At 35.4% G+C, this 25,480-nt stretch carries 26 protein-coding genes; 10 read left to right on the top strand and 16 right to left on the bottom strand.

Going from position 1 to position 25,480, the window contains the following annotated elements; genetic code table 11:
* Positions 1–55: 55 nt before the first annotated feature.
* The 3 genes from RTW14_RS03100 to RTW14_RS03090 all read right to left on the bottom strand — a co-directional run bounded on the left by RTW14_RS03100 (position 56) and on the right by RTW14_RS03090 (position 2,151).
* Positions 56–973 (bottom strand): sensor histidine kinase, encoded by a 918-nt coding sequence (locus tag RTW14_RS03100; RefSeq protein WP_312648191.1) that lies wholly within the window; start codon positions 971–973, stop codon positions 56–58.
* Entirely contained in the window at positions 973–1,665 is a 693-nt protein-coding gene (locus tag RTW14_RS03095) for a response regulator transcription factor (RefSeq protein ID WP_312648190.1), read from the bottom strand. Before RTW14_RS03095 ends, RTW14_RS03100 begins: the two co-directional genes overlap by 1 nt.
* A gap of 153 nt (positions 1,666–1,818) precedes the next feature.
* Positions 1,819–2,151, bottom strand: coding sequence for a cupin domain-containing protein (locus tag RTW14_RS03090; RefSeq protein ID WP_312648188.1), 333 nt, complete (start codon positions 2,149–2,151; stop codon positions 1,819–1,821).
* Between the two features lie 357 nt (positions 2,152–2,508).
* Here RTW14_RS03090 and RTW14_RS03085 point away from each other — a divergent pair, with 357 nt between their 5' ends.
* Complete coding sequence (locus RTW14_RS03085; RefSeq protein ID WP_312648185.1) at positions 2,509–4,092, top strand: amidohydrolase family protein; 1,584 nt, start codon at positions 2,509–2,511, stop codon at positions 4,090–4,092.
* Between the two features lie 129 nt (positions 4,093–4,221).
* Here RTW14_RS03085 and RTW14_RS03080 read toward each other — a convergent pair whose 3' ends face one another.
* From RTW14_RS03080 to RTW14_RS03060, 5 genes are all read right to left on the bottom strand, one after another.
* Positions 4,222–5,364, bottom strand: coding sequence for a hypothetical protein (locus tag RTW14_RS03080; RefSeq protein WP_312648183.1), 1,143 nt, complete (start codon positions 5,362–5,364; stop codon positions 4,222–4,224).
* Positions 5,365–5,648: 284 nt separating this feature from the next.
* Positions 5,649–6,524, bottom strand: a complete 876-nt coding sequence (locus RTW14_RS03075; protein WP_312648181.1) for a methionyl aminopeptidase — start codon at positions 6,522–6,524, stop codon at positions 5,649–5,651.
* Positions 6,525–6,559: 35 nt separating this feature from the next.
* Positions 6,560–6,919, bottom strand: a complete 360-nt coding sequence (locus RTW14_RS03070; protein WP_312648179.1) for a helix-turn-helix transcriptional regulator — start codon at positions 6,917–6,919, stop codon at positions 6,560–6,562.
* A gap of 188 nt (positions 6,920–7,107) precedes the next feature.
* Positions 7,108–7,296 carry a 4-oxalocrotonate tautomerase DmpI gene (gene dmpI, locus RTW14_RS03065; RefSeq protein ID WP_252473687.1) on the bottom strand — a complete coding sequence of 63 codons (189 nt, stop codon included), beginning with the start codon at positions 7,294–7,296 and terminating at the stop codon, positions 7,108–7,110.
* A gap of 113 nt (positions 7,297–7,409) precedes the next feature.
* A complete protein-coding gene (locus tag RTW14_RS03060) occupies positions 7,410–8,354 on the bottom strand; it encodes a DMT family transporter (protein WP_312648173.1) in 945 nt (314 codons plus the stop codon).
* A gap of 194 nt (positions 8,355–8,548) precedes the next feature.
* On the opposite strand from RTW14_RS03060, the gene RTW14_RS03055 reads away from it, so the two are divergent.
* Positions 8,549–9,919 (top strand): aminotransferase-like domain-containing protein, encoded by a 1,371-nt coding sequence (locus RTW14_RS03055; RefSeq protein WP_312648171.1) that lies wholly within the window; start codon positions 8,549–8,551, stop codon positions 9,917–9,919.
* Between the two features lie 187 nt (positions 9,920–10,106).
* Here the strand turns inward: RTW14_RS03055 and RTW14_RS03050 are convergent, their stop codons facing one another.
* Both RTW14_RS03050 and RTW14_RS03045 read right to left on the bottom strand, forming a co-directional pair.
* Positions 10,107–10,856 carry an N-acetyltransferase gene (locus RTW14_RS03050; protein WP_312648169.1) on the bottom strand — a complete coding sequence of 250 codons (750 nt, stop codon included), beginning with the start codon at positions 10,854–10,856 and terminating at the stop codon, positions 10,107–10,109.
* Positions 10,857–10,980: 124 nt separating this feature from the next.
* Positions 10,981–11,628, bottom strand: a complete 648-nt coding sequence (locus RTW14_RS03045) for a hypothetical protein (RefSeq protein WP_312648168.1) — start codon at positions 11,626–11,628, stop codon at positions 10,981–10,983.
* Positions 11,629–11,878: 250 nt separating this feature from the next.
* On the opposite strand from RTW14_RS03045, the gene RTW14_RS03040 reads away from it, so the two are divergent.
* The 8 genes from RTW14_RS03040 (at position 11,879) to RTW14_RS03005 (ending at position 19,158) form a co-directional block, all read left to right on the top strand.
* Positions 11,879–12,493, top strand: coding sequence for a helix-turn-helix domain-containing protein (locus RTW14_RS03040; protein ID WP_312648166.1), 615 nt, complete (start codon positions 11,879–11,881; stop codon positions 12,491–12,493).
* Between the two features lie 166 nt (positions 12,494–12,659).
* Positions 12,660–13,493 carry an undecaprenyl-diphosphate phosphatase gene (locus tag RTW14_RS03035; RefSeq protein ID WP_312648164.1) on the top strand — a complete coding sequence of 278 codons (834 nt, stop codon included), beginning with the start codon at positions 12,660–12,662 and terminating at the stop codon, positions 13,491–13,493.
* A 122-nt stretch (positions 13,494–13,615) separates the two neighbouring features.
* The gene (locus RTW14_RS03030) at positions 13,616–14,320 is read left to right on the top strand and encodes a lantibiotic protection ABC transporter ATP-binding protein (RefSeq protein WP_312648162.1); all 705 of its coding nucleotides are present in this window, start codon (positions 13,616–13,618) and stop codon (positions 14,318–14,320) included.
* The gene (locus RTW14_RS03025; RefSeq protein WP_312648160.1) at positions 14,313–15,038 is read left to right on the top strand and encodes a lantibiotic immunity ABC transporter MutE/EpiE family permease subunit; all 726 of its coding nucleotides are present in this window, start codon (positions 14,313–14,315) and stop codon (positions 15,036–15,038) included. Before RTW14_RS03030 ends, RTW14_RS03025 begins: the two co-directional genes overlap by 8 nt.
* Positions 15,039–15,791: a lantibiotic immunity ABC transporter MutG family permease subunit gene (locus RTW14_RS03020; RefSeq protein ID WP_312648158.1), complete on the top strand. Its 753-nt coding sequence runs from the start codon at positions 15,039–15,041 to the stop codon at positions 15,789–15,791.
* 15 nt (positions 15,792–15,806) lie between these two features.
* The gene (locus RTW14_RS03015) at positions 15,807–16,466 is read left to right on the top strand and encodes a response regulator transcription factor (RefSeq protein WP_312648156.1); all 660 of its coding nucleotides are present in this window, start codon (positions 15,807–15,809) and stop codon (positions 16,464–16,466) included.
* Positions 16,457–17,821, top strand: coding sequence for a sensor histidine kinase (locus RTW14_RS03010; RefSeq protein WP_312648154.1), 1,365 nt, complete (start codon positions 16,457–16,459; stop codon positions 17,819–17,821). Before RTW14_RS03015 ends, RTW14_RS03010 begins: the two co-directional genes overlap by 10 nt.
* A gap of 98 nt (positions 17,822–17,919) precedes the next feature.
* The gene (locus tag RTW14_RS03005; protein ID WP_312648152.1) at positions 17,920–19,158 is read left to right on the top strand and encodes a hypothetical protein; all 1,239 of its coding nucleotides are present in this window, start codon (positions 17,920–17,922) and stop codon (positions 19,156–19,158) included.
* 220 nt (positions 19,159–19,378) lie between these two features.
* On the opposite strand, the gene RTW14_RS03000 is transcribed toward RTW14_RS03005, so the two are convergent.
* The 6 genes from RTW14_RS03000 to RTW14_RS02975 form a co-directional block, all read right to left on the bottom strand.
* Complete coding sequence (locus tag RTW14_RS03000; RefSeq protein WP_312648150.1) at positions 19,379–19,861, bottom strand: pyridoxamine 5'-phosphate oxidase family protein; 483 nt, start codon at positions 19,859–19,861, stop codon at positions 19,379–19,381.
* 552 nt (positions 19,862–20,413) lie between these two features.
* Positions 20,414–21,130, bottom strand: coding sequence for an NHL domain-containing protein (locus RTW14_RS02995; RefSeq protein ID WP_312648148.1), 717 nt, complete (start codon positions 21,128–21,130; stop codon positions 20,414–20,416).
* A 592-nt stretch (positions 21,131–21,722) separates the two neighbouring features.
* On the bottom strand, positions 21,723–22,493 hold the full coding sequence (locus RTW14_RS02990) for an alpha/beta fold hydrolase (RefSeq protein ID WP_312648146.1): 771 nt from the start codon (positions 22,491–22,493) through the stop codon (positions 21,723–21,725).
* 1 nt (position 22,494) lies between these two features.
* Positions 22,495–23,010 (bottom strand): helix-turn-helix domain-containing protein, encoded by a 516-nt coding sequence (locus RTW14_RS02985; RefSeq protein WP_312648144.1) that lies wholly within the window; start codon positions 23,008–23,010, stop codon positions 22,495–22,497.
* 699 nt (positions 23,011–23,709) lie between these two features.
* Complete coding sequence (locus RTW14_RS02980) at positions 23,710–24,363, bottom strand: type 1 glutamine amidotransferase family protein (RefSeq protein WP_331654381.1); 654 nt, start codon at positions 24,361–24,363, stop codon at positions 23,710–23,712.
* An 80-nt stretch (positions 24,364–24,443) separates the two neighbouring features.
* On the bottom strand, positions 24,444–25,406 hold the full coding sequence (locus RTW14_RS02975; RefSeq protein ID WP_312648142.1) for a helix-turn-helix transcriptional regulator: 963 nt from the start codon (positions 25,404–25,406) through the stop codon (positions 24,444–24,446).
* Between the last annotated feature and the right edge of the window lie 74 nt (positions 25,407–25,480).

Below are 25,480 nucleotides of genomic sequence, written 5' to 3'. Positions count from 1 at the left end.
CGTAACAAACGCTTATGACATCGCACTTATAAGAATCTGATATTTTTCTGACAAATTACTCAATGACAGGAAAAGTTATACGAAATACTGTATCCCTAGGTATAGAACGAAGTACCTCTATCTTACCGTTCATTTTATTAGCAAGCTCTTTGGACACCGCAAGTCCTAAGCCGCTGCCCCTTGTTCTTGCATTATCAGCCTTATAAAGTCTATCAAAGATGAATGGTAAATGTTCTTTTTCTATGCCCATGCCTTTGTCCGTTATATCAACATAAACATCAGAGTTTGTTTTACTTACAAAAACACCAAGATAATTACCGCTTTTACCATGTATCAAAGTGTTTCTAATAAGATTCTGATATATTCTTGTGAGGCAGTATTTATCTGCTGAAATATAAATTTCATTATCGGGTATATTGGATTCAAAAGTAATTTGATCTTTTTCTATTGCGGGCAAAAAGTCAATGATTACTTGTCTAAGCAACTCACAAATATCTACCTTTTCAAAGTGTAATACAATTTCATTTGCATCACTTTGAACTAGCTCAAACAACTGATTAATTTGCTCTTTTAATACCAGGGCCTTATTATATGCAGTTTCGATATAGTCGTTTTTATTTCTTTCATCTATTCTATTTTGTATAACAGCTTCTATATAGCCAATAACCGAAACAAGAGGAGTTCTCACATCATGAGATAAGTTTGAAAGTAATTCCTTTTTTGAGTTTCGTTCTTTTTCATAGTTTTGCTTTTGCACTCTATATGAAGATATTAATTTATTGATTTCAAAAACCAATTCCCCAAGTACATCATCTTTATTAGTAAACAGGGTTGAACTGTCCTGCCCGCCTAAAATGTCTTCAATGGTTATTTTTATATTTTTGATTTGTCTGTACTGAATATATTGTTTCATAATCAAAAAGCACACTATACCAGAAAGAATAGCAATGCTTGCCCAAAGAAATACAATCATTATACCGTTCCCTCGTTGTTAAAACGGTATCCTATACCCCAAACCGTTTGTATAAAAGTAGGATTTTCGGGGTTATCTTCTAATTTTTTTCTTAATCTGCAGATGAGTGCCATAATGGTATTATCATCATACATAAAATCTTCATCCCACACATTTTGGTATATTTGCCTCTTAGTAAATACCTGCATTGGGTTTTGTGCAAAAAAGCAAAGTAGCCTATATTCCTTTGCAGTTAATGCGATTGCACTGTTATTTTTAATAACAATGCATTTTTTAGTATCAATCTTTAAATTGTTAAATTTAAGCGGCTCAGATGAAATCGCCATATTGTTTAAAACCTTAAAACGTTCAATTAGATTATCTACTCTTGCAATAAGTTCAGATAATCCGAATGGCTTTGTAAGATAATCATCTGCTCCAGTTCTAAGCCCAATTACCTTATCCATTTCACTGCTTTTGGCAGATAGCATTAAAACAGGAATGTCTGATATATTTCTTATTCTTTTCAAAACATCAAAGCCGTTTTCTCCGGGCAGCATAACATCCAAAATCACTAAATCAATACCCTTTAATAATTCTGAAACCCCATTTCCATTATGTAAAACATGGACATTATATCCGTCGTTTTGTAAACATTGTTTTAACAAAACACATAATTCTTTATCATCATCAATGATTAAAATATCCGCCATTTATCGCACCTCGTATCTATAAATTTTCTCCCAAATCAAGAGAATAAAACCACAACATCTTGTTTGGTTCAAATGCCTCAATCAAATGCCTCAATAATATGTCATCGACACCTGATAGTTCCTTGGCAGATTTTTTCTTAATCCTTGTCTTTTCTATTTTACTCTATATCTATCTTTTTGATTAAAATAAGTAATGTCTGCATATCCAGCAAATATTTTCCCGGAATGTTTTACACCTTTTGGGATAAAATATCGATCTCCTTTTGCATAAGTATAATTTACCCCATCAATCACTAATTCTATTTTTCCTTCAAGAACGATTCCCCATTGACTTTCATGGTCATGTTCTGGCAAATCAACATCTTCTGAAAACTCCATAAAAATAATCTGATGATTTTCTGCCTGGGAAAGATAGGCTTTTATACCCTTAATCGGAATATCTGCTTCAGGGAGATTCAATATTGGTTCAGGGAAATTACTTAACATATTCTCACGTTTTCCTTTCTTAATTAAATTAATTTTTTAAATTGGTATACTCTTTTATAACCCCGTATTTTGAACAATAATACCACATTTTACTAAAAACGTAAATCTTATTGGCTCATGCAACATGAAAAAATCAACAGCAAAAGGGGTTGCAGCATTCTCTTTTGCTGTAAACATCCTGTATGTTAACGATTTTGTATTAAACTTTATATGGAAGCGATAGAACTGTCCCTATGTTTCTACAGAATTATTGAGTACTAAGCGTAAGGATTTTGTAAGGTTTTGTTAAATAAAGAGTAAGCTTTGGTATGTACAATAAAATTATCAAGTTCATAATAATTTAGAGGAGTAAAGTAAATGAAAAGAGTAAGTTCACATCAAAGGAAAGATTCAGTATTATTGATGGTATTTGTATTATGTTTTACATTATTAGCCAATACCGGTCCGGTGTCTGCGAGTATGGAGCCAAAAAAACAAGCTGGGCAGACATTAGTTATCAAAAATGCAACCATTGTTGATGTACATTCTGGTAAATTGAAACCCAACCAATCCATAGTTGTCACTAATAATAAGATTACTAAAATTGAGGAGAGCGACAAAGTAATTATACCTGACAAAGCACAATCCTATGATGCCACAGGTCAATATATCATTCCTGGTTTGTGGGATATGCATGTCCATTTGAGTACTCAAAATTCTGAACATGAACATGCCTTTCCATTATTGTTGGGCAACGGTGTTACAGGCGTCAGAGATATGGGAGCAACGTTGGAAAATATTGAGTTATGGAATAAAGCTATAAAAAATGGTACTCCTGCACCAAGGATTGCATATGCTGGGCAGACATTAAACAAACTCCCTGGAAATGGTATTCCCCCCCATATGCTTAGTTTAAATACTGAAGAAGAAGCGCGTAATGCTGTGCGTAAAATGGCTGATAAAGGGGCGGACCACATAAAGATTTATTCAAACTTACCAGAAAGGCTTACAAAGGCTGTGTTTGATGAAGCCAAAAATTATAAGCTTCCCGTTGTAGGACATTTACCAAACCAGGTCACAGCCTTAGAGGCTTCTGAAATGGGAATGAAAAGTATGGAGCATCTGGTTGGCTTGTTTATTGCAACTTCAAGTATTGAAAAAGAGCTGTTGGGAGATCCTAAATTGGAAGAATTTAATTCTTTAATAGAGGCACAAAACAAAGCTTTTATTATGTACGACCCTCAACGTGCAGAGAAGCTGTTTCAAACCTTTATAAAAAATAAAACATGGCAGGTACCTACATTGGTTGCTTTAAAAAATCCATCTTGTAAAAACATTGATTTAAGGGCGAAATATGTGCCTACCCAGTATCAGAAACAATGGATTCAAATAATCGAAGAAATAAAGAAATCTCAAGAAATGTATAGTACATATAGTCTGAACTGTGTGAAGCTTACAGGCAGAATGAATGCCGCAGGAGTCCCTCTTCTAGCAGGCACTGATTCTGTATTTGGAGTGCCTAATATGATTTTTGGGATTTCACTACACGATGAATTGGAGCTGCTGGTGAAAGCAGGTCTTACTCCTTTGCAGGCACTGCAAGCAGCTACAATAAATCCTGCCAAGTACCTGGAGAGAGAAAAAGAGCTTGGTTCAGTGGAAGAAGGAAAACTGGCAGATTTAGTTGTACTTAAAGCCAATCCTTTAGCCAATATTAAAAATACAACTCTTATTTCAGCTGTTGTTTTAGATGGTAAGCTTATGGAGAAGTCTGAATTAGACAAATCTATTAAGACATACGATCTTGTTAAAGCACCTCTTTCAGCTCCCCAACTTTATCCAGCCAGGTCAATCTCAGAAGAATCAGGAGCAGAGGTAAACTGGGATGGAAAAAGTATGACTGTAACCATTACAAAGAAAGCTAATACGGTGATGGCAGTGAAATCTTTGCCTGAAATTTAGGCTTACAATAAAACAACCTTCAAATCGTTGGTTTTAGTGCATTTGAAGGTTGTTTTTCTTATACAAAAAATCATTTTATTAAGGCGGGTCTGCTATTTATCCCAAACTGGCCTTTTAAAATACTACATATTAAGGGCACTTAATTACTTCAATACTGTTGGTCATTACACATCCAGATACTTTTGCAGTAATGGAAGCAAAGCCTTCAACGCAACAATGTGGTGTTCCCGGAGCAGTAGGAATAATTCTAAAGTCGGTCCCTACAACATCCGTTACAGAAATTACTTCACAATTCTTAATTTCACTTGAAATAAACACATTATCGATAGAGAAGACAACACATTCAACACAAGTAAATGGCGTTGTGATAGGTGTGCAACCATTCGCTCGAATAGTCACTGGGATTTGTAGCTCAGCAAAGATTTTTACGTCTGCTGTCTTAACTCCTGCAATAGGTCCGTAAGTCGGACAGATAAAGTCTTCATGAATGTCACAACAGGTTGATATAATCTTGGCCTTTATCTCATTGGAAACACATATCACTTCATATCCAGGAATGTTGCTGCAGCATGTTACAGGAATTTTTGTTCCTTTTGTTACTATATCCTTAGTGATTACGTTACATAACGTTACGCAACTTTGGTAACGCACTTGGGCAACAAGAAACCCAAGAGTATTACCACTTAGGCTCGTAATTACGATACGATCAAACCCAGGGCCATCTGTAATTGCTGCGAATAAACGGGCTCCTTGTGTTGCTGGACCAATTGGTGGACCTGGCACTGTTATTGTACGAGTGATACTTCCCACAAGAGCTGGCCCCGTAAAGAATTCAACCCGATAGGTGTAGGTTCCAAATAAATTAGGCATCAATTCAAAACCAAAAACCTTTGATTGTCGTGACAACTCCCATGTCATTGAAGTTGCAGAAAAACCAGAGATCAATGTTTCTGGCGTAGGATCTTCCGTAAACGGAGGAACCCCCCAGTTATTAATTCCCATTGACGAAATCTTCCGCATTCCGGAACTAAATTCTATAGTCTGAAAACCATCAGTTATTGAGTTAACAACGGCACCGTTAGGAATATCGCTAAAACGGATTTTTGAAGTTGTAGATAAATAAGCAAGATTGGGCTTTGAAATTGCAACGAATGAATCATCCTGCGAGTTGACTATAAAGTTCTTTTCAGTCGGTTCCTCAGAGACTGCCAAGGAACTTAAATCAATATCTTCAGTAAGGGCATCTTGGTAAGTTAATTTGATATCTTTCATAAATGAAATAAAGCCTCCGCTCTTAAATAATTGATAGAACTCTTTTTAAAACACTATCACAATAGTATATGTTTTTTCACAACATTTGGTATAACTATTTACATCTATTATATAAATCTGCAAAAATATCGTTTTTGGAAGTATAAGGGCTTAAAGATATACATTACAGAATCATTTCTGACTTTTGGGTAAAAGAAAAGAGTGACCGTTTAATCACCCATAAGACTATTTTCTTTATTCTGTTGTTCTCTATTTTATATTCTTATATTCCTGATTTGGTGGTGTTAATAGGCTAATATCTCATAGCCATCATTAGTAACTAAAACCATAACTTCCCATTGGGCTGACGGCATTCCATCTGCCGTATAAACTGTCCACCCATCATTATCATCTACAAAAATTTCATCAGTTCCCATGTTCACCATTGGTTCAATTGTAAATACCATACCTGGGACTAAGAGCATTTCTGTTCCTTTTTTAGAAACATGGCTCACCCACGGTTCCTCATGAAATTCCAAGCCAATACCGTGTCCGCCTATTTCCTGTACAACCGTATATCCATTACTCCTAGCATGTTCATGCACGGCTTGCCCCATATCACCTAAAAAACCCCACGGCTTTATTTGTGCTAATCCTAATTCAATGCATTCCTTAACCACATCCACCAGTTTCTTTTTTTCATGATTTACATTTCCGATGCAAAACATTCTTGACGAATCCGAAAAAAATCCATTGTATATTGTAGAAACATCAATGTTTATAATATCTCCATCTTTCAGCGAAACATCGTTTGATGGTATGCCATGGCATACTTGATCATTGATTGATGTACATGTGCTTTTAGGGAAACCTTCATAATTTAGTGTTGCTGGAATTCCACCCAAAGCCTTCGTTTTTTCATAAATCAAAAGATCAATTTGTTCTGTTGTCATTCCTATATGTAGCTGTTCAGATATGTAATCTAAAACTGCTATATTGATTTTTCCACTTTCTCTAAGCCCGATAATTTGTTCTGGATTTTTTATGATTTTTCTGGGCGGAATAATACAACCTTGGGTTTTGTACCATGATAACTTTTCGTCAAAAGACTCATGACATTTTTTATACTTGATCCCACTCCCACACCAACATAAATCATTTCGTCCAATTTTTTTTAACATTATAAAAAACACTCCTTATATTTACTGAGGAGTGTTCAAATATCTATTTGAGCTTTATCAAATGTTAAGATTTCCGGCAACAATTTACGGTATTGAAAGGGTGTATAACCATAAGCACGCACAAAAGCCCTTGTAAATGCTTCATGTGATGAAAACCCATATTGTATAGCAATATCAATAATTCGATACTTCGTTTTCTGTAACGCCATCGCTGCCATACTTAGCTGACGCTTCTGAATATAATCTTTGAATGAAACACCAACATATTCATGGAACTTAGTAGAGCAATAACAAGGTGAATACCCTACGAAATCGGACATTTCTTCTAATGTTGGACATTCTTCTAAATTTTCCTCAATCCAATTTACCATATTTTCAATTGTTTTAACAGACAATCCTGTTCACTCCCTGCCTATATATTATATCGTCTTTCATATCTGAAAACTTGATTACAGTTTCAATTTTTATAATATTATATCACCCACCATTCAGTAAGTCATCAAGAATCTATGAGTATATAAAAGCCCCTGCCAGACAGCAGGGCAGTTTAAAATAGTTTTTGTAATATGCCCCACTATCCAACTTATTTGTTTCTTTCAGATACTAATATTCCACCTACGCCAATGTTATCTCTGCTGTTTTCTTTAATATAAACTTGAAAAGCTTGTTCTGAAACATTCATAATACTACTTGCCGACTTAGTTAAAATAGCTACCAGTTCCCTCTTTTGATCTGCACTAAGTGGAATACCCTCAACCATAATTACAGGCATTTTTCTCATCCCCTTTCTTTTTCTTATTTTTATCCAAACACAATTCTGACCATGGCTTGCCAAGTATGCTTGTGCTTTAAACTTTATATCAAGTATTATCACTCACTGGAGAACTATTGTCCCACTCGATTAGAGGGCATAGTAAATTTATCCCAATTTATTACTACTATACCTAAAATAATTATTACCCCTCCCCAAAATTGTACTGGCAGAATTATTTCGCCTAAAATGCACCATCCACTGAAAACCCCTACTATTGGAACAAGATTTAAATAAAGCGTCGTTATTACAACATCTAGTTTTTTCAAAGCATAACCATAGAGAAAAAAACAAAGAGCAGAAGAAAAAAACGCCAAGAAAATAATATAGCCAAAAGCTTTTAGTGAGAATACTCGCCACTGATCATACTCGGCGAAAGACATTAAAGTCAAAAATAATGTTCCAAATAACATTTGATAGGTAATTAAAAATACTCCAGAGTATTTACCTTGTAGTGATTTATTAAGCAAAGTATATAGTGCCCATGAGAACATTGCAGCAACCATGATTAGATTTCCTTTAAAAGTTGCAGAACTTAAATCTATCTGCCTGTTTGCTGTAACAGCCAAATAGGCACCTATTGTAGCACAGCCTATTCCTAGTACTTGAGCAACTGAAATTTTGGTTCTATATATTATGACATCCATAGTTATTGCAAGGATAGGAGTCACGGAAGCGATGAGCGAAGCATTTGATGCAGTGGTTAGTGCAACCCCAGCATTTTGCAAATAATAATATAGGGTGATCCCCAGAAAACCAGACAATGCCATTTTGGGAAAATCTGATTTTTGTAGTTTAGATGAGGGATCGACTTTTTTTAAAATAGGAAACAGTATCGCCGTTGCAATTAAAAACCGAATCAGCGTCAATGTGATTGGAGGAACTTCACTTAGCACAATTTTATTAATACTAAATGATACTCCCCATAGGATAGCTACGGCAAGCATAGCAAGATTAGCTAATGTATTATTAAATAAAGGATGTGCTCCCGTTTTATATTGTTGATAAAAAATTTTCATTAAGTTATTCCTCCTATAAGTCTTCTTACGACTATTTGACGATTTTGGCAGCCGGGCCCAGGGTAACATTATTTACGAACGGGGTTGCACACTCTCCGTCATTAGTAGTACAATGTCAGTATATATACTACACATTTAGCAGTCAATCAAATAAACTCTAAATTGTAGTAGTACAATTAAAGGAGGTATTACTATTGACTAAGTACTATGAGATCATACAGTATCTGCAGACCCAAATCACCAACAATCAGATTAAGCCCGGTAACCGACTGCCTCCCATCAGGGCCATAGCCCAAGCCTTCCATTGCAGTACAAGCACGGTTGTAAAAGCATATGGCGAATTGGAGCGGAGCCACATAATTTATCCTGTTTCTGGTAGTGGCTATTATCTCGTGGAGAATCACCTTCAGCCCTTGGATTTGTCCCAAGAAATCATCGACTTTGCATCCGTTGCCCCGGGCAGTGATATACTGCCATATAAAGAATTTCAGCATTGCATTAACCAAGCGATTAGCCTTTATAAGGAAGAACTATTTTCTTATTGCGATCCACAAGGAATGGAACGACCAAGAAAAACGATGGCAAAACAGCTTCAAGACTATCAGATTTTCACAGACTGGCAAAAAATCGTCATTACGACTGGCTCTCAACAAGCCATCTCCATTTTGAGTTCCATGTCTTTTCCCAATGGAAAAACCAATATTCTCGTTGAACAACCCACCTATTATGGCATTATCAAATCCCTCGAATTAAGCGGCCATTCCGTCCTGGGCATCGAGCGAAAGGAAAATGGCCTTGATAAAGATGCTTTGGAGCGAATTTTTTGTAACGGCAACATTAAATTTTTTTATACCATGCCCCGCTTTCAAAATCCAACTGGGTTCTCTTACACCAATTCAGATAAAAAAGAGATAGTCGCACTTGCTGAAAAATATGATGTTTATATTGTTGAAGACGACTATCTTGCCGACTTGGATAATGACCACAAGGCTGATCCCTTGTATGCTTTTAGCCGCACCGACAAAGTTATTTATATCAAAAGCTATTCTAAAACATTTTTACCAGGATTACGCCTTGCCACGGCTATATTACCCCAAGAACTTCTTAATCCATTCGTGGAGTACAAAAAATGGACCGATCTTACCAGTTCAGCACTGTCGCAAGCGGCCCTTGAAATATTTATAACCAGTGGTATGTATGCTAATCATCGAAAGAACCTTGAAAAAATCTTTCGAGATCGAATGAAATGTTTAAGAACTGTGGCTGCACAGAACGCTGATTGTGACATTACCTGGAGGATTCCGGAAACTGGTTTTTTCGCTTCTTTTACAACAAATAGCGATTTTGCTGCAGACAGATTGGTTCCACGTCTCGCGCTGGATAACGTCCACCTATTGAACGCAGAAGCCTGTTTTATTCCCAGCTATAAACGCTCTAACCTTTTCCGAGTCAGTCTGGGAAAAACCGATGAACCACAGATACATCTTGGCATATCGGCTATTTACCGTGCAATTCAGGAGCTGAAAACCACTAAGATATCCAAAACATCGTTTATGTCATTTTAATCAGTCTTTCCTTTCTCTGCCTGATTCTGGGCAACAAAAAAGCGGCTGTGTTTTTCAGTTACGAAAAACACAGCCATTAATTTTTTATTACCTATGGGAAATTCATTTACTTGTTTTTGGTGTTATATGAAAACAGAGCCATGGGAATTTTACTTCGGATGCCTCTGGATTTTCATTATATCAATTTTCATTTTTTCAGTATTCTCTTTAAATAGGCGACATCTAACAAATTCACTGTCTGAAAATTTCCTTTATAAAACACACCCCAGTTATTGAAAACACATGGCAATTCCTTTGCTTTTTGTAGCGTATCCACTTGAATTAAAGATACAGGAACGTCATTCATTTCACAATACTGTTTTATCATCTCAATGTTTTGATAGACATAGGGGCATTGCATATCATAATAAATTGTTAGCTCTTTGCTTTCAATTTGTTGGTTTTTAACATTCTGTGCGAACTTTGGCGTTGTTCCATCAAAAGAAAGTGCAAGCAATTCATATCCATTATCAGTAGTATCAACAGCCTCAAAGCCAAACTTCTTCGCAAATAATTGGTCAGAAAGCCAGGATTTTTGTTTTTTTGCTCCAAGCATGCAAACCCCGGATTTCCCCTTTTCTTTTGCATCGGCTAAACAATATTCCATCAGTGCCCTTCCATATCCATTACCTTTAGGAGCCCCAGAAACCCATACGCAATACACATAATAATAGTTGTCACCAACTATTGGAACCCATGCTTTTTCCAAAGGCGCATATTCAATAAAAACGCAACCTTTTACATTCAACTTTCTAAAGACATGACCTTCCTTTAGCCGGTCAGAAAGCCATTGCCGCTTTGCTTCAACACCTGGATGAGGCTTTTTACTGCGGATAATGCAGCATAAATGCTCACCCGCAAGGTTTTCTGTTGTTAAATTTACAAAATCAGTATTCATGGGTACCCTCCTTCAACGAAATTACTACACATATTTTAGCACAACAGCACATTAAGAACAAGCGTTCCACGGCTTTCTAGGGTAAAGTTTTTCATATTGTCAGAATAACCGTTCATGAATTTGCTTATAATTCACTCCATCTGATTAAGTCAGATGAATTGCTAAGATATTTACTGGTCAGTGAATTCCATTCATCTTCAGAAACTTCTTTATCTTCAAACCTAAATACATCATAATCAGTACTTTCAGTCAGACCCCTTTCATCGACGCTGTGATATTTTGAGAAATACACTTTTGAGATTTCATTTCCATCGGAGTCCAAAACTAAATAATAATAATTTATGTGAGTCGGTGCTGCACCATCCCGTTCGTATAAGATTGCTTCATTGTTTAGCGGAGATTCATAATCAGGACCATCATGCCATAAAACTACTTGACCATCAAGATATGTAAAAACAGCGTAACTGCCACCCACGATAGGGCGCAGATGAAGTTCCGGTATTCCATCCCCGTTCATATCAAATATAGCATAATACGTTTTTAAATCTGGCTCCAAAGAAATATCTTTAATTGTAACGACTCCATCACTTATCTCATGTTTTAAGTCTTGTGCGTTTATACTTCCTGCTAAGAAATTGTCATATGCTTCAAGTGCATCATCATTTGCAGCTGGAGTATTGGTGCTGTTTTGTCCACAGGCATTTAGCCCAAACAGAAATATGGATAAGAGCATAATGTAAAGGGTCTTCTTGAGAAAGGGGTTGCATTTCATGACGGCCTCCTAAATTTTTTGTTTTAGTTTTTCAGCTTCAGTATGATAGAGGTATTTACAAGTCCGTGTAAACTCCACGCTTGAATTATAAACCTGTCTATGGACTTGTCAAGTAAAACTCCCCCTAGGCAACATTTGCATAGAGCTACACTTGATATTATTCGTCATTCTGTATATAATTGGTGTAATTATTTTGTAAAAAAGCCTGTTGATGGACGTATCAAAGTAAAAAACATACGGAAGGACAATCATGGAATTTAATGAAAAGCTACAACAACTTAGAGCACAAAAAAATTTAACGCAAGAACAGCTTGCGGAGCAAATATATGTATCAAGAACTGCAATTTCAAAATGGGAAAGTGGCAAAGGCTACCCCAATATTGAATCCCTCAAAAGTATTTCAAAAGTCTTTTCTGTTTCGATAGATGAACTTCTGTCGGGAGAGAAACTAATAAGTATTGCCCAAACAGAAAACCGTTCCAACATCAAAAAAATATATGGCTATATCAGCGGAATCCTAGATGTATTAGCGATTGCATTTATTGTATTACCAATCTATGGAGAACCTCAAGGCAGCCATGTTTACCATGTAAATCTTCTATCAAATACTCATATGCCAAATATAGATATTGGAATACATTGGACTATTTTTTTATTTATAATTGGACTTGGAATTGCCAGACTTGCTTTTATTTGCTTCGATAAAGAGTCATTGTATAGCATTACCTCGAAAGTTTCTATCGCAACAGGCGCCATAGCAATCTGTTTATATGCAGCGGCAAGAGAACCTTATGCAACAATACTGCTATTCTTGTTTTTTGCAGTGAAGATATTTTTATTGCTACAGCAAAGCAGAACAAAATAAAAATTACCATAAATCCCTTGAAAATAGGCTCTGACACCATAAGTGTCGGAGTTTTTTTTGATTGTGACGGTAGGTTTCTTGGCTTTTGCTGTATTCGCATATGATAATGAGATTGCAGTCGTTTGTTTATGACCTTATATCATTTTAAAAAGGAGGATTTAAAGTAATGACACTTAATTTTATAGAGATTTTGAAAGTTGTTTTTCTTGGCATTGTAGAGGGGATTACCGAGTGGCTGCCCATCAGCAGCACTGGGCATATGCTTCTTGTGGACAAGTTTATCACGCTTAATATGAGCGGAGCATTTAAGGAAATGTTTTTTGTTATCATTCAACTTGGTGCAATCCTTGCTGTTGTCATCATGTTTTGGAAGAAAATGTTTCCGTTCCAGTTTAGGGATAAAATACAACCTATTTTCAAAAGAGACACGTTTACTCTTTGGTTGAAGGTCGTTGTTGCTTGTATTCCGGGAGCAGTCATAACTATCTTGTTTGACGATTATATTGAAGCTCATTTGCATACTCCAATAGTAATTGCGGCAGCCCTTATTTTCTATGGTATTGCTTTTATTGTAATTGAAATACGAAATAAAAAGCGGTTGCCAACTACTCTTAAATTAGAAGATATCACCTATCATGCAGCCTTTTTAATTGGATTATTTCAGGTGCTTTCCATTATTCCCGGTACTTCTCGTTCAGGTGCCACGATTATAGGTGCGCTGTTGATTGGCGTATCAAGAGTCGCGGCAGCGGAATTTACGTTTTTCCTTGCCGTTCCTGTTATGTTCGGTTTAAGTGTTATTAAAATAATCAAGTTTGGGATTTCCTTTACAAGCGCAGAATTGCTCATCTTAGTAATAGGTATGGTAGTAGCATTTGCGGTATCTGTGTTAGTGATAAAATTCCTAATGGGTTATATTAAAAAGCATGATTTCAAATCATTTGGTTGGTATCGAATTGTATTAGGTATGGCTGTGCTGCTCGTATTTGCAGTACGGTGATTATAACCAGGTTCATCTGGACATGCTATTTGGGTTTTTGAAATGAAACTTTTAAAATCTTTATACTTTCTTTATAAATATCTTTTATTCTTGCATTATCAGAAAGAAAAGGGGATTTTTATATGGAAAACATATTAACTACAAAAGATTTATGCAAAAAATTCAAGAGACAAAAAGCGAATGATAATATTTCAATTACCGTTAGAAAAAACAGTATTTATGGTTTGCTTGGCCCTAATGGTGCAGGTAAATCTACATTACTTAAAATGATAACAGGTATGATAAATCCGTCATCGGGTGAAATTTATTTTAACGGTAAACACTGGAATAGAAAAGATTTAGTAAATATTGGTGCTTTAATTGAATCTCCACCTATTTATGAAAATTTAACAGCATTTGAAAATCTTAAAGTTAGAGCATTACTATATAATCTGCCAAACAGCAGAATAAAAGAAGTTCTTGAAATTGTAGAACTTACAAATACAGGTAAGAAAAAAGCAGGGCAATTTTCAATGGGTATGAAGCAGAGACTGGGTATTGCTATAGCCCTTTTAAACAACCCAACACTGTTGATCCTTGATGAACCAACAAATGGACTTGACCCTATTGGCATACAGGATTTAAGAGAACTTATTTTGTCATTTCCACAAAAAGGCATAACCGTTATTTTATCAAGCCATATATTGTCTGAGGTGGAGCAAATAGCAGATGATATTGGTATTATAGCTAACGGAATGCTTTGGTATGAAGATTCAATCCATAAAAACGAGGATTTGGAAAGCCTTTTTATGGAAGTGGTAAGAAAGTCAGGTGCTTATAATGGTTAATTATTTAAAATCTGAATTTCTAAAACAAAAGCATCGTTTTAATCTAAAATTACTTTGGTTAAGTCCATTTATTGCAGTGGCTCTTGTAATTATTCTTATGGGTGGGCGTTTCTTTATGGAAGGTGCATTTAACTGGTGGTATACAATGATCTTACCGGGTACACTTTCTATGATTGTATCATTTACTGTGTCCGCAGAGAAAAAACATAATCGTCATGGATTATTTGCTGTTTCAACTAACAAAAAAAATCTGTGGAGTTCACAGCTTGTAATGAACACTATTTTGTTACTTATGACAAATTTAATCTTTTTTATCGTTCTATCAACAGTTGGAACAACACTTGGTGTATCAATACCATTTCTTAGTAGCTTCATAGCAAGTTTTGTTTTATTTTTAACTTTTGCATGGCAAATACCTTTATTTATGTTTATCAGTGAGAAAATGGGTTCTTTTTTCTCAATTATGATAAGTTTGTTTTGCAATATGGGATTTGGTATTTTTTTTGCTGCAACAAGATTGTGGTATGTTCCATTTGCAATTCCCGCAAGATTAATGTGTCCTATTATTAAAGTTTTACCAAATGGCTTACCACTTGAAGCAGGGAATCATTTAGGTGACACCTCTGTTATTTTTATCGGTATTATGATAACAGTGGCATTGTTTTTTATTTTCTCTCTTATCACTACATTGTGGTTTAATCATAGGGAGGTAAAGTAAATGTGTTTTTATAACAATTTAAAATCAGATTTATATAAATTATGTCATTCTCCCTTATTGCTGATTCATTTCATTGTACCTGTGGTTGGAATGATACTGTTTGTATGGTATTATTCCTTTTCTCCTTGGAATGAATCAGATAAACTGTCTGCATATATACAAATATTATGTGTTTCTTTTCCTGTTTTAATTGGAATAATGACTTCAATTTTAGCTGAATCCGAACAAAAATCAGGGGGTTTTCAAATGCTTTTATCCACTGCGACTCCAAAATATATTCCGCATATCACGAAACTAATCTGGCTAATTTTATTTGGCTTCTGTTCGTCATTACTTGCGTTAGTTGGTTTTGGAATTGGTTTTAGCGTATTAGGGTACACAACTTTTAAACTTTTGTTTTATATTAAAACTGCTGTTCTCTTGTCAATTAGTGTTATACCTTTATATTTACTACACTACATAATCAGTTTTCTTGCGGGCAAAGGCTACAGTTTGGGTTTAGGAATTATAGGCAGCCTGCTATCTGCACTATTTTTAACAGGCTTGGGAGATGGCATTTGGACTTTTCTTCCTTGGGGAATCACTGCAAGATTTTCCGAAACATTACTTGTATCGAATTTAATGAATATTGATTTTTTAAAGTTTAATGGTATTATACAAAGTATGATATTTATTTTAATTTTGACTTCTGTTTTTCTGATAGCACTTATTATATTATCTAACAAATGGGAGGGCAGAAAATCTGAAGATTAACAGTTAGGAGATATTATGGCTAATATTCTTGTTATTGATGATGATATTGCAATTTGTAAGCTAATCGAAACCGCACTCACAAGAGATGGACATTTTGTTATAACAAAGAATTCTGCGACGGAAGTTGCAGTAAATGATTTTAAACATACAGATTTAATTCTTTTGGATATTATGATGCCAAGGCTTGATGGCATAACTTTTTGTAGAGATTACAGGAGTATGATCGATTGTCCAATATTATTTTTAACAGCCAAAACAATGGAACAAGATGTCATCGATGGGTTATCTGTGGGTGGTGATGATTATATCAAAAAGCCTTTTAGCGTATCAGAACTTAGAGCAAGAGTCAATGCACATATACGCAGAGAACATAGGGACAGACATCAAAGTTTAATTTTAAATGATTGTGTTTTTGATTTGTCAGAAAAGACTGTAACCATTAAAAATAGGCTGATATTTTTAACTAAAAGTGAATATGAGATTTGTGAGCTATTGGCAAGAAATAAAGGACAGATTTTTTCACTTGAAAATATATTGGAGAAAATATTCGGTTTTCACTCTGAAAGTGATATTTCCTCCATTCGTGTACACATAAAAAATATTCGAAGTAAATTCAATGAAATCATTGATTGTCCCATTGAAACAGTTTGGGGGGTGGGATATAAATGGAAATAAGAAAGAAAACCACAATTTCCATATATAGACTATTTTTAGAGCATTTAATCGGACTTTCAGTTGCCATTATAGTTTTAATAATGGTATTCATTATAATTGTATCTATTTCTTTTCAATCTGGTTTTGTTTTACAAGCTAATTATACGGATGTAAAATTAAATCAATTAGAAGGAACTTTAATTGAGCATTTTGATAAAAATGTATTGCCAACTCATTGCAGCTATGTTGTTATAAACGTAAATGGTGAGATTATTAATAGCGATATGACCAAAAATGATATAAAAAAAACAAAATCATATTTGTTAAGTGGCAATAAATCATACTATGATTTTTACAAGGAAATATCACAACATAACGGCAATATAATTATTATTAAATATGATATGCTTGCACATTTCAGTAATCCAAAACTTCATAAAATGATTCCTTATCCTGAACTTTTCATGTTGCTTGTTCTTTTTGGATTTATCATTTTTTTTGCAGTTATCACAGCTTCAAAATTTAGTAAGAAATTAAAACGAAATTTAAATTCAATTATTATAGCCGCCGAAAAAATAGGAAATCAAGACTTGAATTTTGATACGACGCCTACTAAAATTTTAGAATTTAATTCTGTGCTGGATACGATTGATAAATTAAAAGTTGCGTTATCTATCTCACTAAAAGAGCAGTGGGACAAGGAACAACAAAAAAAATCACAACTTTCTGCATTGGCTCATGATATTAAAACACCATTGACAGTGATTAAAGGTAATGCTGAATTATTAGCAGAAAGTGACTCTTCCAAAGAGAATAAAGATCTTATTTCATTCATTCAATCGGGCTCTGATACCATTGAAAAATATTTGGAATTGCTGATGAGTGTTGTGAATAACAATTCCATACACATTGATAAAAGCATGGTTTCTCTAAAAGATTTCCTTTATGATGTTTCTACTGAGGCAGTAGCACTTTGTAAAACTAAGAATATAGAGTTTAAGCTAAACAATAATGTTAAATGTGATACGATGTATGCAGACAGTGAACTGTTAAAACGAGCAATTATCAATATTGTTGATAATGCTGTTCGCTATTCTGATACAAATTATCAAATTTACTTTACCGTTTCAGAAAATGAATCTTACATTACATTCGATATAGCCGACTTAGGAATGGGCTTTTCAGAGGAAAGTTTAAAAAAAGCAACACAAGAATTTTTTACAGAAGACATCTCACGAGCGAATCAGCACTATGGTTTAGGTTTAAGTATTGCAAAAGCTATTGCGGATATTCACCACGGAACCCTTGAAATTAAAAATCAAATTGATGCAAAAGGTGCAATAGTATCTATCAAAATAACAAAAAATGATATTTAATTTTAAGAAAAAATTAAAGCTAATCTATCTAATTATATACACTATCAAAAAAAATATCTTCTAAAAGGAGGAAGACTATTATGGAAAAGCAATATATTATGTCTGAGCGAGCACATTTTATGTGTCCTAATATGCATTTCTCCATTCTTGTTCAGATGAATGAAAAATACAATATGGGAAAAGTGTGTTGTAGTTTGGATTTATTGGCGGCTGCACACCCTTTTTTACGTAGCGTAATTGCCTGTGACACAGATAAAACAAGATTATATTATGCAGTAAGCGATCAATCACAAATTGAGGTTTGTGAGATGGACTCTCCCTCTACGATTTGGAACGACTACGGGGAAATTGGAAAAAATGACTGGAATGTTTTTGAAAACGGTCTGCTGAAGGTATTTCTATATCCAGATGAGGAGAGTTTTCAGATGCTTTTTGTAGCACATCATTTGTTGGGTGACGGTCGCTCTTTGCTATCACTTACTTGTGAGTTTGCCAATTCGTATGCAAGCGGATTAAACCCGACCTTTGTTGAGGAAAAGTTGATTCAGCGAATAGATGATTTGCCACCAGATAGTGATTTAAAAGGCATAAGCAAATGGATGGTTCGTCGTGCCAACAATCAGTGGAAAAATGAAAACCACCGAGTTTCTTTCACTGAATATGCAAATTTCGTAAGGTGTTTTGCTTATGAAAACCCAATTGCCAACGAAATCGCTGTTCTGGATAAAACCGGTGTTAATCATATACGAAAGCTCTGCAAGGAACATTCAATCTCAATAAATGATTTACTAATGGCAAAGTTGTATAGAGTAGCAAATACAAAAAAAATCATCATTGCTGCGGATATTCGCAGTAAATTACCCTGTTACCAAGATGGATCTATGGGTAATTACGCTTCTGCTATAGGTATTATTTGCAAAGATAAGAGCGATGATGTTTTTAAACTAGCAAAAAAAGTGCACTGCCAAGTAAAACTTCATCTGGACAAGAACAGAAAATCTATGTTGATTCTTGCCTGTTATCTGAATATGGACCCAACCTTAATCGATGCAGCAGCAATTGCATCGATGGGTAACTTTGATAGCAAAGCGGCAAAGTTTGTTGGTGGAAAGATGTTTGGATATGCAAAGCGAGACAGTATAAGCATTACAAATTTGGGAAACATTGAGTGCAAAGCCATGCAACACGCAGTATTTATTCCGCCGGCATCACCTGCCACAGTTCAAACCATCGGTGTACTTACCGTAAACGGGACTATGCACCTATGCAGTAGCTACTACACAAGTGCGATTGATCGCGATCTCGTAAAAAGACAATTGCAAATGATGATTTGTTAAATGATTCTAATTATCAACACATTTGTACCTAATGCGAAGTTAGAATTTAACAAACATTCGCTTATTACGACTCATTTCAGCGTTACTAAAGCTAATATTAGTTACTATGAAAAATTGGGAAAGCCTTGCTATTACGGCTTGGTTTGCCCACTTTTTATTTCACTCATCATAATCCGAGTATAGTCCATATGATTTTAGGTATAGTATTTCCAAAATGATATTAGCTCATGAATTTACTGTTATAAAATTCCCTGAATGCTTCCTGCTTGACAATATCCAGACAATCCTTATATGCTCCCAATCCGTCATCGTATTTCCAAAATGACAAAAACTTAGGCTTTATTTTTATTATTATACTATCTTGTAAATGTCCATAGATTTTGAAGGTGTTTTCATGACACCTTTTATAGCTTTCCAAAAAGTCTGTGTCTTCCAACGGGTGACAACTTATTTCTGCTGTACCTTCAGCTTGCATATTCCCGATACAAAAAGTAATACTAGAATTATTCTTAAGCTGTTGGAACTTAACCGTAGTTTTTAAGGTCATAAAATAGATGTCCAAATCTTCACTAATAATGCTCACCATTCTGACTGTAGCATGATTTTCTAAACATGTGGACAAGGCCATAAACTTGTTTTTTGTAATAAACTCAATTGCTTCTTTTTCCAATTCGTTGAAATTCAGTTTTTCTATATCTCTCATAATGTGTCTCCTCTAACTTTCAATATAAGTTTAAAAATTCGGTAATCTTCATATAAAAAATCCATAAAATCCTCAAAGCTCTTTACTTATCAACTTTCAAAAGCACAACGGATTCTATATGCACCGTATGCGCAAACATATCTACAGTCCTTTTGTATATTACCGATGAGCTTGTTCCACATTCTCGAACGAAAGCAAATGAACAGCCCCCTTGCTTATAACCTAACGTCAAAAACACAAGTTAAAACCTGATCAATCGAATAACATTGCTAATGAAATCCACGAAATACAAATTATTCCTTGAATCCATCCTTAATCCATGAACAGCAAAACTTGCATTCCGTGCAAGACCATTGTCTCCCGAATAACCTTTTTCACCGGTGCCATCAATTGTATAAGCGAAATTTGTTTTTACATTTGCCAAGTGAATTTTGTAAGAACCAGTATCACCAATAAGTATATTACCGTTTAAGTCAACATCTACCGCATGGGGAACATCAACGCCAAATTCAATTGCCGGCTCTTGTTTGCCTTTTCCGACTACTGTAGTAATTATTCGGACTCAGCATCAACTTTTCTGACAGCAAAATTAGCGCTGTCCATAAGATATACATTATCATCTTTGTCAATTGCCAACCCATAAACTTGATTTATCTGTGCCCTGTCTGCTGGCCCAGAATCTCCGCTATATCCAGGAATACCTGTACCAGCATAAGTTGAAATTATCCCGTCTGTGGCAATTTTTCTTACTCTGTCATTTTTAAAATCATTAAAATATACATTACCTTTGGAATCGGCAACAACTCCTGCGGGGAAGTTGAGTTGTGAATTGCAGGCATTAAAACCGTCTCCGGCATATCCCTCTGTGCCATTTCCCGCTATGGTGGTAATTATTCCAGTATCTGCTTCAACTTTTCTGATTCTATGATTAAATGAATCTGCAATAAAAATATTACCACCGCCATCAACAAATACGCCCAAAGGTCCATTTAGTTTTGCATTTGTTGCCAGACCGCCATCGCCTATATAGCCCTTTGAACAATTTCCTGCTACAGTTGTTATTATTCCGGTTCGTACATCAATCTTTCTAATAACACTATTGTGCAGTTCAGCAACGAAAACATTATCGTACTTGTCAACTGCCAAGCCTGCAGGCCCATTAAGTTGTGATGTTTCTGCCTTGTCTCCATCACCATAATAACCAGCAATGTCCGTGCCCGCGAATCTATGTATAGTCCCTTTTGTCCACCTAGTATCATTTGTTATCACGTTTCTACCTCCCATGACTTCATAATCAAAAATGTCGCATCACATTCCTCATTAATTATAAACAAGATAATAAGACAACTGTATGTCATATTCAAATCATTGGATTATATAATTTTAAGGCTTGTCTTAATTTTGCAGCTATAATTTCCCGGACACGACCTCTACAATATAATTTCCAGCGTCGTCTTCGGTAATAAAGGAATCGTCAAACTCATCACAAAGCCGATTCAGAACATTAGCCTGAAACCGTAGTTTTAGCTGAATAAGTGATTTAGAACATTACGTTGCAACATGGCCTTCTTCAAATCGTTAAACTTGTTTTTCTCATTAGGCATACTACCCCAATGTAAAAAGTCAATTTCAACCTAATCGCTTTAGATACGTTTTTTGAATATGGCTCCAAATTTTTCAAGGATTATTTCTATTTCTGGGTATTTGGTCACTTGTAGTGTTTTACAGCGAGCAGCAAGTTCTATCTTGACCACAATTCGTCATCAAAACCACACACTCAACATGCCTTGAACGGTCAAAAAAGATGCTGCTTGAACCTAGTGGGACCTTGGAGGCAATCTATGTATTCAAATTTAAATGCTTAATTATCAAAAAATTTACAAGCAATCTCCAGCCATTCATCCGGAAGATAGAGAGCAAGATAACCGTGGTTATAGCCTTGTGCTTTATATATTACACAATTAGGAACGTAGGATTGAAAAAGTTGTGCTGATTTTTTTACACATTTCATCTCCTTTTCACCATACCAATACATCACTTGTGCTTTGGTATCTCTCAAACTTGCTTTAAGATGATAATACATGTATGTACGATATACGGAAACCATGGTTTCCTTCGGTAGTAATGGCATCTCCTGAATATAATAATCTCGCATCTCTTTTGGGTAAAGCATTTTTTCAGGAAGCATTTTGGGCATTAGTGCAAGCTGCCTTTTACAAGCTTTTTCACTGAATATAAATTTAAAGGTTAGTTTAAAGGTGAAAGTACAGAATTTAGCCATATTGGGTGTTGGATAACATACGCTGCCGTCGATAATTGCTTTTTCTACCAAATCCGGTTTTCTGGATAAAAGCTCGATTACAATCTGACCACCGAGAGAAACGCCGCAAAGTGCAAAAAGTCTTCCATCACAATTCTCGTTAATGTAATCCATAAGTTTATCTACTGTAGCTTCCGTAGATACATAAGGAATCGCATATTCTTCTCCATGTCCATCCATTGTTGGAAGAATTACATAATACCGTTCAGACAATGCTCTTGCTTGGCGAAGATAATTCCACCATGCGTTACCTCCACCATGTATCAGCATAATATGTGGATTTTTTTTATCTCCAAATTCATGAAACTTCATTTTAGTTCTCCTCATCTTTTTGATTAAATGTAGAAATCATAGACAGTTTTCTTGCCTTCCGTTCTGTGCTTGACGACAGATTCATGTATTCCTTGAGAATGATCGATATTTTCTCAAGCATTTCCCTGTATTCGCTGTCGGTAGTATTGAGAATACAGGTGTTGAAGAAAATCATATCTCTTGCCACGTCTGCATCCTCTTGCGCTAAATAGGTCTGTACTTCTTGCATAAGTTCAATAAAATATCCTATTGCCAAATGAGATGCGGAATGAGCATCTGGAGTTATGGCTTTTTTATTTACCATGTAGACTTTTTCCATAGCGCCTCGTACACGGTTTTCTCTAACAAGCGTTAATATTCCATGATCCTCCAAAAGCTTGGTGTGGCGGTATACTGTTGCCTTAGGAATATCCTGCATAGCTGTGCAGACATCACTTGCGGAAGCCTGACCATGCGATAAAATGTATTGAACAATGCGAAGCCTTGCAGGGTTTAATAGTAGTTTTGCAATATCCATGTTAATTCTCCTTTATGGTACCATTATCATTATATATTATAGTCTCATTATTTAGAATGTAAATATTAAAATAAGCCACCTGACTGACAAAATCATTTTCAGATGGCTCATATAGGAAATATAAATTTTAATTCAAAAACACAAGCGAATTTTTCTGTTTCCTTACACTCTTAAAATTCGTTTCCACCTATGTCATCTATAAAATGCCCTCAAAAGCAGGGCTAAGAAAGGCACTTTTTCGGCTCGATTTCAGCTCATTACTCCCCAAATAATCACGACATCTTGTGGTTAAGTGCCTTATTTTTCGCTTCTACCACAACGTGTCATCAGAATCACAGTTTCAACGTGCCTTGTAGCGGTGATAATGATGCCGCATGAAGCTGGTAGCCCCTTGGCGGCAGGGTATATTTTCAAAAGATTGCTTTTTCAACCTCAAAATTTTGAAGTTTCTATTTCCGTCAACTATTTGGCACTAGCATTTCTATTACATCATTTCAGCAAATTATCACTTTTAACACTTTTTATTAAAACATTTATTACATTTATTCTCCACTAAAGCTTTTGGCCCATTCAGCAACCCAACGACTACTTTCTTCTTCTGACAAATCCTCAATCCTAGTCATAATAGACCACCTTACTCCAAAAGGATCCAATATACTTCCATATCGATCACCTGAAACAAAACTTGCAACCGATTCTTTATTGGATTGAATTCATCAACTCATAGAAATATTTGGATTCATGAGTCTTATTAAGACTATACCAAGCATCTAATGTTTGTGAAGAAAACACACCCAGAGATTTCAAGACGTGTACAGAAAATTCCAACGGAGCTATTCCAGATGCGGTGATCAATTTTCCATCAGTTACAGCAGGCTCCATTTTGTAATACTTTTCGCCCGTGTAAGTGGGACAGATCATTTTAAGGTATTCCAGATCATTGCTTGTATGCCAATGTGAATTCAACAATCCTGTCTGAGCAAGTCCCATTGTAGCACCACAAATCGCTGCAACCAATATACCTTCCTTTAAACACCTCTCAACGATTTTTAAGATGGGTTGGTGCATTGTTTCTGTCCATGTATCTCCACCAGGTAAAATCAATGCATCTGTGCTTTCAATACTGCACTCATCCAGTTTGATGTCAGGCAGTATTTTCAATCCACCCATTGTTGTTACAGGCGTCTTTTCAATTCCAACAGTTACTATTCTTGATGGTTCAAGTCCCTTTTTATAATATCTTCCCGAGTTCAGCTCGGCAGTTAAGTAACCTATTTCCCAGTCTGACATTGTGTCAAACACATAAAGATATACTGTATTATTCATTTTGCAATTTCTCCCTATTTTATTCATCAAGAAATACCGACCATCGGTAATCAGTGACTATCCTCATTATAAAATAACTTCACTGACATCTGCTGTCAGTGAAGCTATTAAAGTTGATAATATTCCATTAACTCCGATGCAATAGCAACAAGTCTTTCTTTCAAACTCTGTGGTTCGATTATTTGAATGGATTTACCATAGGGTAGGAGAAAATAAGGGACATAAATATGAATTGATTTTTCCTCAAATAAAAAGACGGCTTGATTAGATGTTCGCTCTTTCAGATGATGCCCTAAAAACCAATGCATGCATAGTTCATCCAACGCCTCTGACCTGCCTTCGATAATTAAAGAGATTAACCCCTCCTTACCCACTAAATCAGGTAACAGGTTCTTCATAAAAAATTCACGGGTCGAAAAAGCTTCGGGACGCTTAAATATTATTTGAGTACACTTGATTAGTAAAATCCGATCTACCCGAAAGCTTCGTATTTCATTCCTTAGGTGGCAAAATGCAACAGTATACCATTTGTTGTTCCAGTAAACCATTCCATAGGGGTCTATTATCCTATTCTTTGGTTGCTCTTCACGGTTTGTGAGATAATCAATTTCTACAGAGAATTCCTTTTCTACAGCCTGCTCCAATTCCGCCAATATCGGCTTAATGGAAGGTTTTACCATGCGGTTTATAACTTCAACTCCGGCTAAATGATGGTTAAGTATACTTTCCTGTTCCTTATTCGAATACATTTTCAACTTTGATGTCGCATTGCCTAATGCCTCACTCAAAGGGTATCCAGCTTCTTTTGCAAAAACAGCAGCATGAAGGAGTGCCTTTTTTTCTTCCATATCAAATAGCAGAGGTGATCTGATAAAATTATTCAGCAGGCTATACCCGCCATTATGACCTGGGGCGGATATTATAGGCACTCCACTGGCACATAGTGCATCAATATGCCGATAAACTGTCCTTATATTTATTTCTAATTTTTGGGATATTTGTTTTGCAGTCATTTTTACGCCTGAATTCAGCATCCACAGAATTGCCAGCATATTATCGTTTTTAGCCATAACGTGAACCCCCTTCTTTTATGAAGCTCAATATTTTAAATATCAAAGATTCACAGACAAACTGGTGTATATAA

Origin of the sequence: Aminipila sp. (genome assembly GCF_032051575.1) — a bacterium.
In the GTDB taxonomy this organism is placed as follows: Bacteria; Bacillota; Clostridia; order Peptostreptococcales; family Anaerovoracaceae; genus Aminipila.
The sequence above is the reverse complement of the archived record's forward strand: the minus strand, read 5'-3'. Positions and strand labels throughout refer to the sequence as shown.

What these genes read in the sequence shown, in the direction of transcription:
- RTW14_RS03100 (WP_312648191.1), bottom strand. Translation starts at nt 973, where the DNA reads ATGATTGTATTTCTTTGGGCAAGCATTGCTATTCTTTCTGGTATAGTG.
- RTW14_RS03095 (WP_312648190.1), bottom strand. Translation starts at nt 1,665, where the DNA reads ATGGCGGATATTTTAATCATTGATGATGATAAAGAATTATGTGTTTTG.
- RTW14_RS03090 (WP_312648188.1), bottom strand. Translation starts at nt 2,151, where the DNA reads ATGTTAAGTAATTTCCCTGAACCAATATTGAATCTCCCTGAAGCAGAT.
- RTW14_RS03085 (WP_312648185.1), top strand. Translation starts at nt 2,509, where the DNA reads ATGAAAAGAGTAAGTTCACATCAAAGGAAAGATTCAGTATTATTGATG.
- RTW14_RS03080 (WP_312648183.1), bottom strand. Translation starts at nt 5,364, where the DNA reads ATGAAAGATATCAAATTAACTTACCAAGATGCCCTTACTGAAGATATT.
- RTW14_RS03075 (WP_312648181.1), bottom strand. Translation starts at nt 6,524, where the DNA reads ATGTTAAAAAAAATTGGACGAAATGATTTATGTTGGTGTGGGAGTGGG.
- dmpI (WP_252473687.1), bottom strand. Translation starts at nt 7,296, where the DNA reads ATGCCTGTAATTATGGTTGAGGGTATTCCACTTAGTGCAGATCAAAAG.
- RTW14_RS03060 (WP_312648173.1), bottom strand. Translation starts at nt 8,354, where the DNA reads ATGAAAATTTTTTATCAACAATATAAAACGGGAGCACATCCTTTATTT.
- RTW14_RS03050 (WP_312648169.1), bottom strand. Translation starts at nt 10,856, where the DNA reads ATGAATACTGATTTTGTAAATTTAACAACAGAAAACCTTGCGGGTGAG.
- RTW14_RS03045 (WP_312648168.1), bottom strand. Translation starts at nt 11,628, where the DNA reads ATGAAATGCAACCCCTTTCTCAAGAAGACCCTTTACATTATGCTCTTA.
- RTW14_RS03040 (WP_312648166.1), top strand. Translation starts at nt 11,879, where the DNA reads ATGGAATTTAATGAAAAGCTACAACAACTTAGAGCACAAAAAAATTTA.
- RTW14_RS03035 (WP_312648164.1), top strand. Translation starts at nt 12,660, where the DNA reads ATGACACTTAATTTTATAGAGATTTTGAAAGTTGTTTTTCTTGGCATT.
- RTW14_RS03030 (WP_312648162.1), top strand. Translation starts at nt 13,616, where the DNA reads ATGGAAAACATATTAACTACAAAAGATTTATGCAAAAAATTCAAGAGA.
- RTW14_RS03025 (WP_312648160.1), top strand. Translation starts at nt 14,313, where the DNA reads ATGGTTAATTATTTAAAATCTGAATTTCTAAAACAAAAGCATCGTTTT.
- RTW14_RS03020 (WP_312648158.1), top strand. Translation starts at nt 15,039, where the DNA reads ATGTGTTTTTATAACAATTTAAAATCAGATTTATATAAATTATGTCAT.
- RTW14_RS03015 (WP_312648156.1), top strand. Translation starts at nt 15,807, where the DNA reads ATGGCTAATATTCTTGTTATTGATGATGATATTGCAATTTGTAAGCTA.
- RTW14_RS03010 (WP_312648154.1), top strand. Translation starts at nt 16,457, where the DNA reads ATGGAAATAAGAAAGAAAACCACAATTTCCATATATAGACTATTTTTA.
- RTW14_RS03005 (WP_312648152.1), top strand. Translation starts at nt 17,920, where the DNA reads ATGTCTGAGCGAGCACATTTTATGTGTCCTAATATGCATTTCTCCATT.
- RTW14_RS03000 (WP_312648150.1), bottom strand. Translation starts at nt 19,861, where the DNA reads ATGAGAGATATAGAAAAACTGAATTTCAACGAATTGGAAAAAGAAGCA.
- RTW14_RS02990 (WP_312648146.1), bottom strand. Translation starts at nt 22,493, where the DNA reads ATGAAGTTTCATGAATTTGGAGATAAAAAAAATCCACATATTATGCTG.
- RTW14_RS02985 (WP_312648144.1), bottom strand. Translation starts at nt 23,010, where the DNA reads ATGGATATTGCAAAACTACTATTAAACCCTGCAAGGCTTCGCATTGTT.
- RTW14_RS02980 (WP_331654381.1), bottom strand. Translation starts at nt 24,363, where the DNA reads ATGAATAAAATAGGGAGAAATTGCAAAATGAATAATACAGTATATCTT.
- RTW14_RS02975 (WP_312648142.1), bottom strand. Translation starts at nt 25,406, where the DNA reads ATGGCTAAAAACGATAATATGCTGGCAATTCTGTGGATGCTGAATTCA.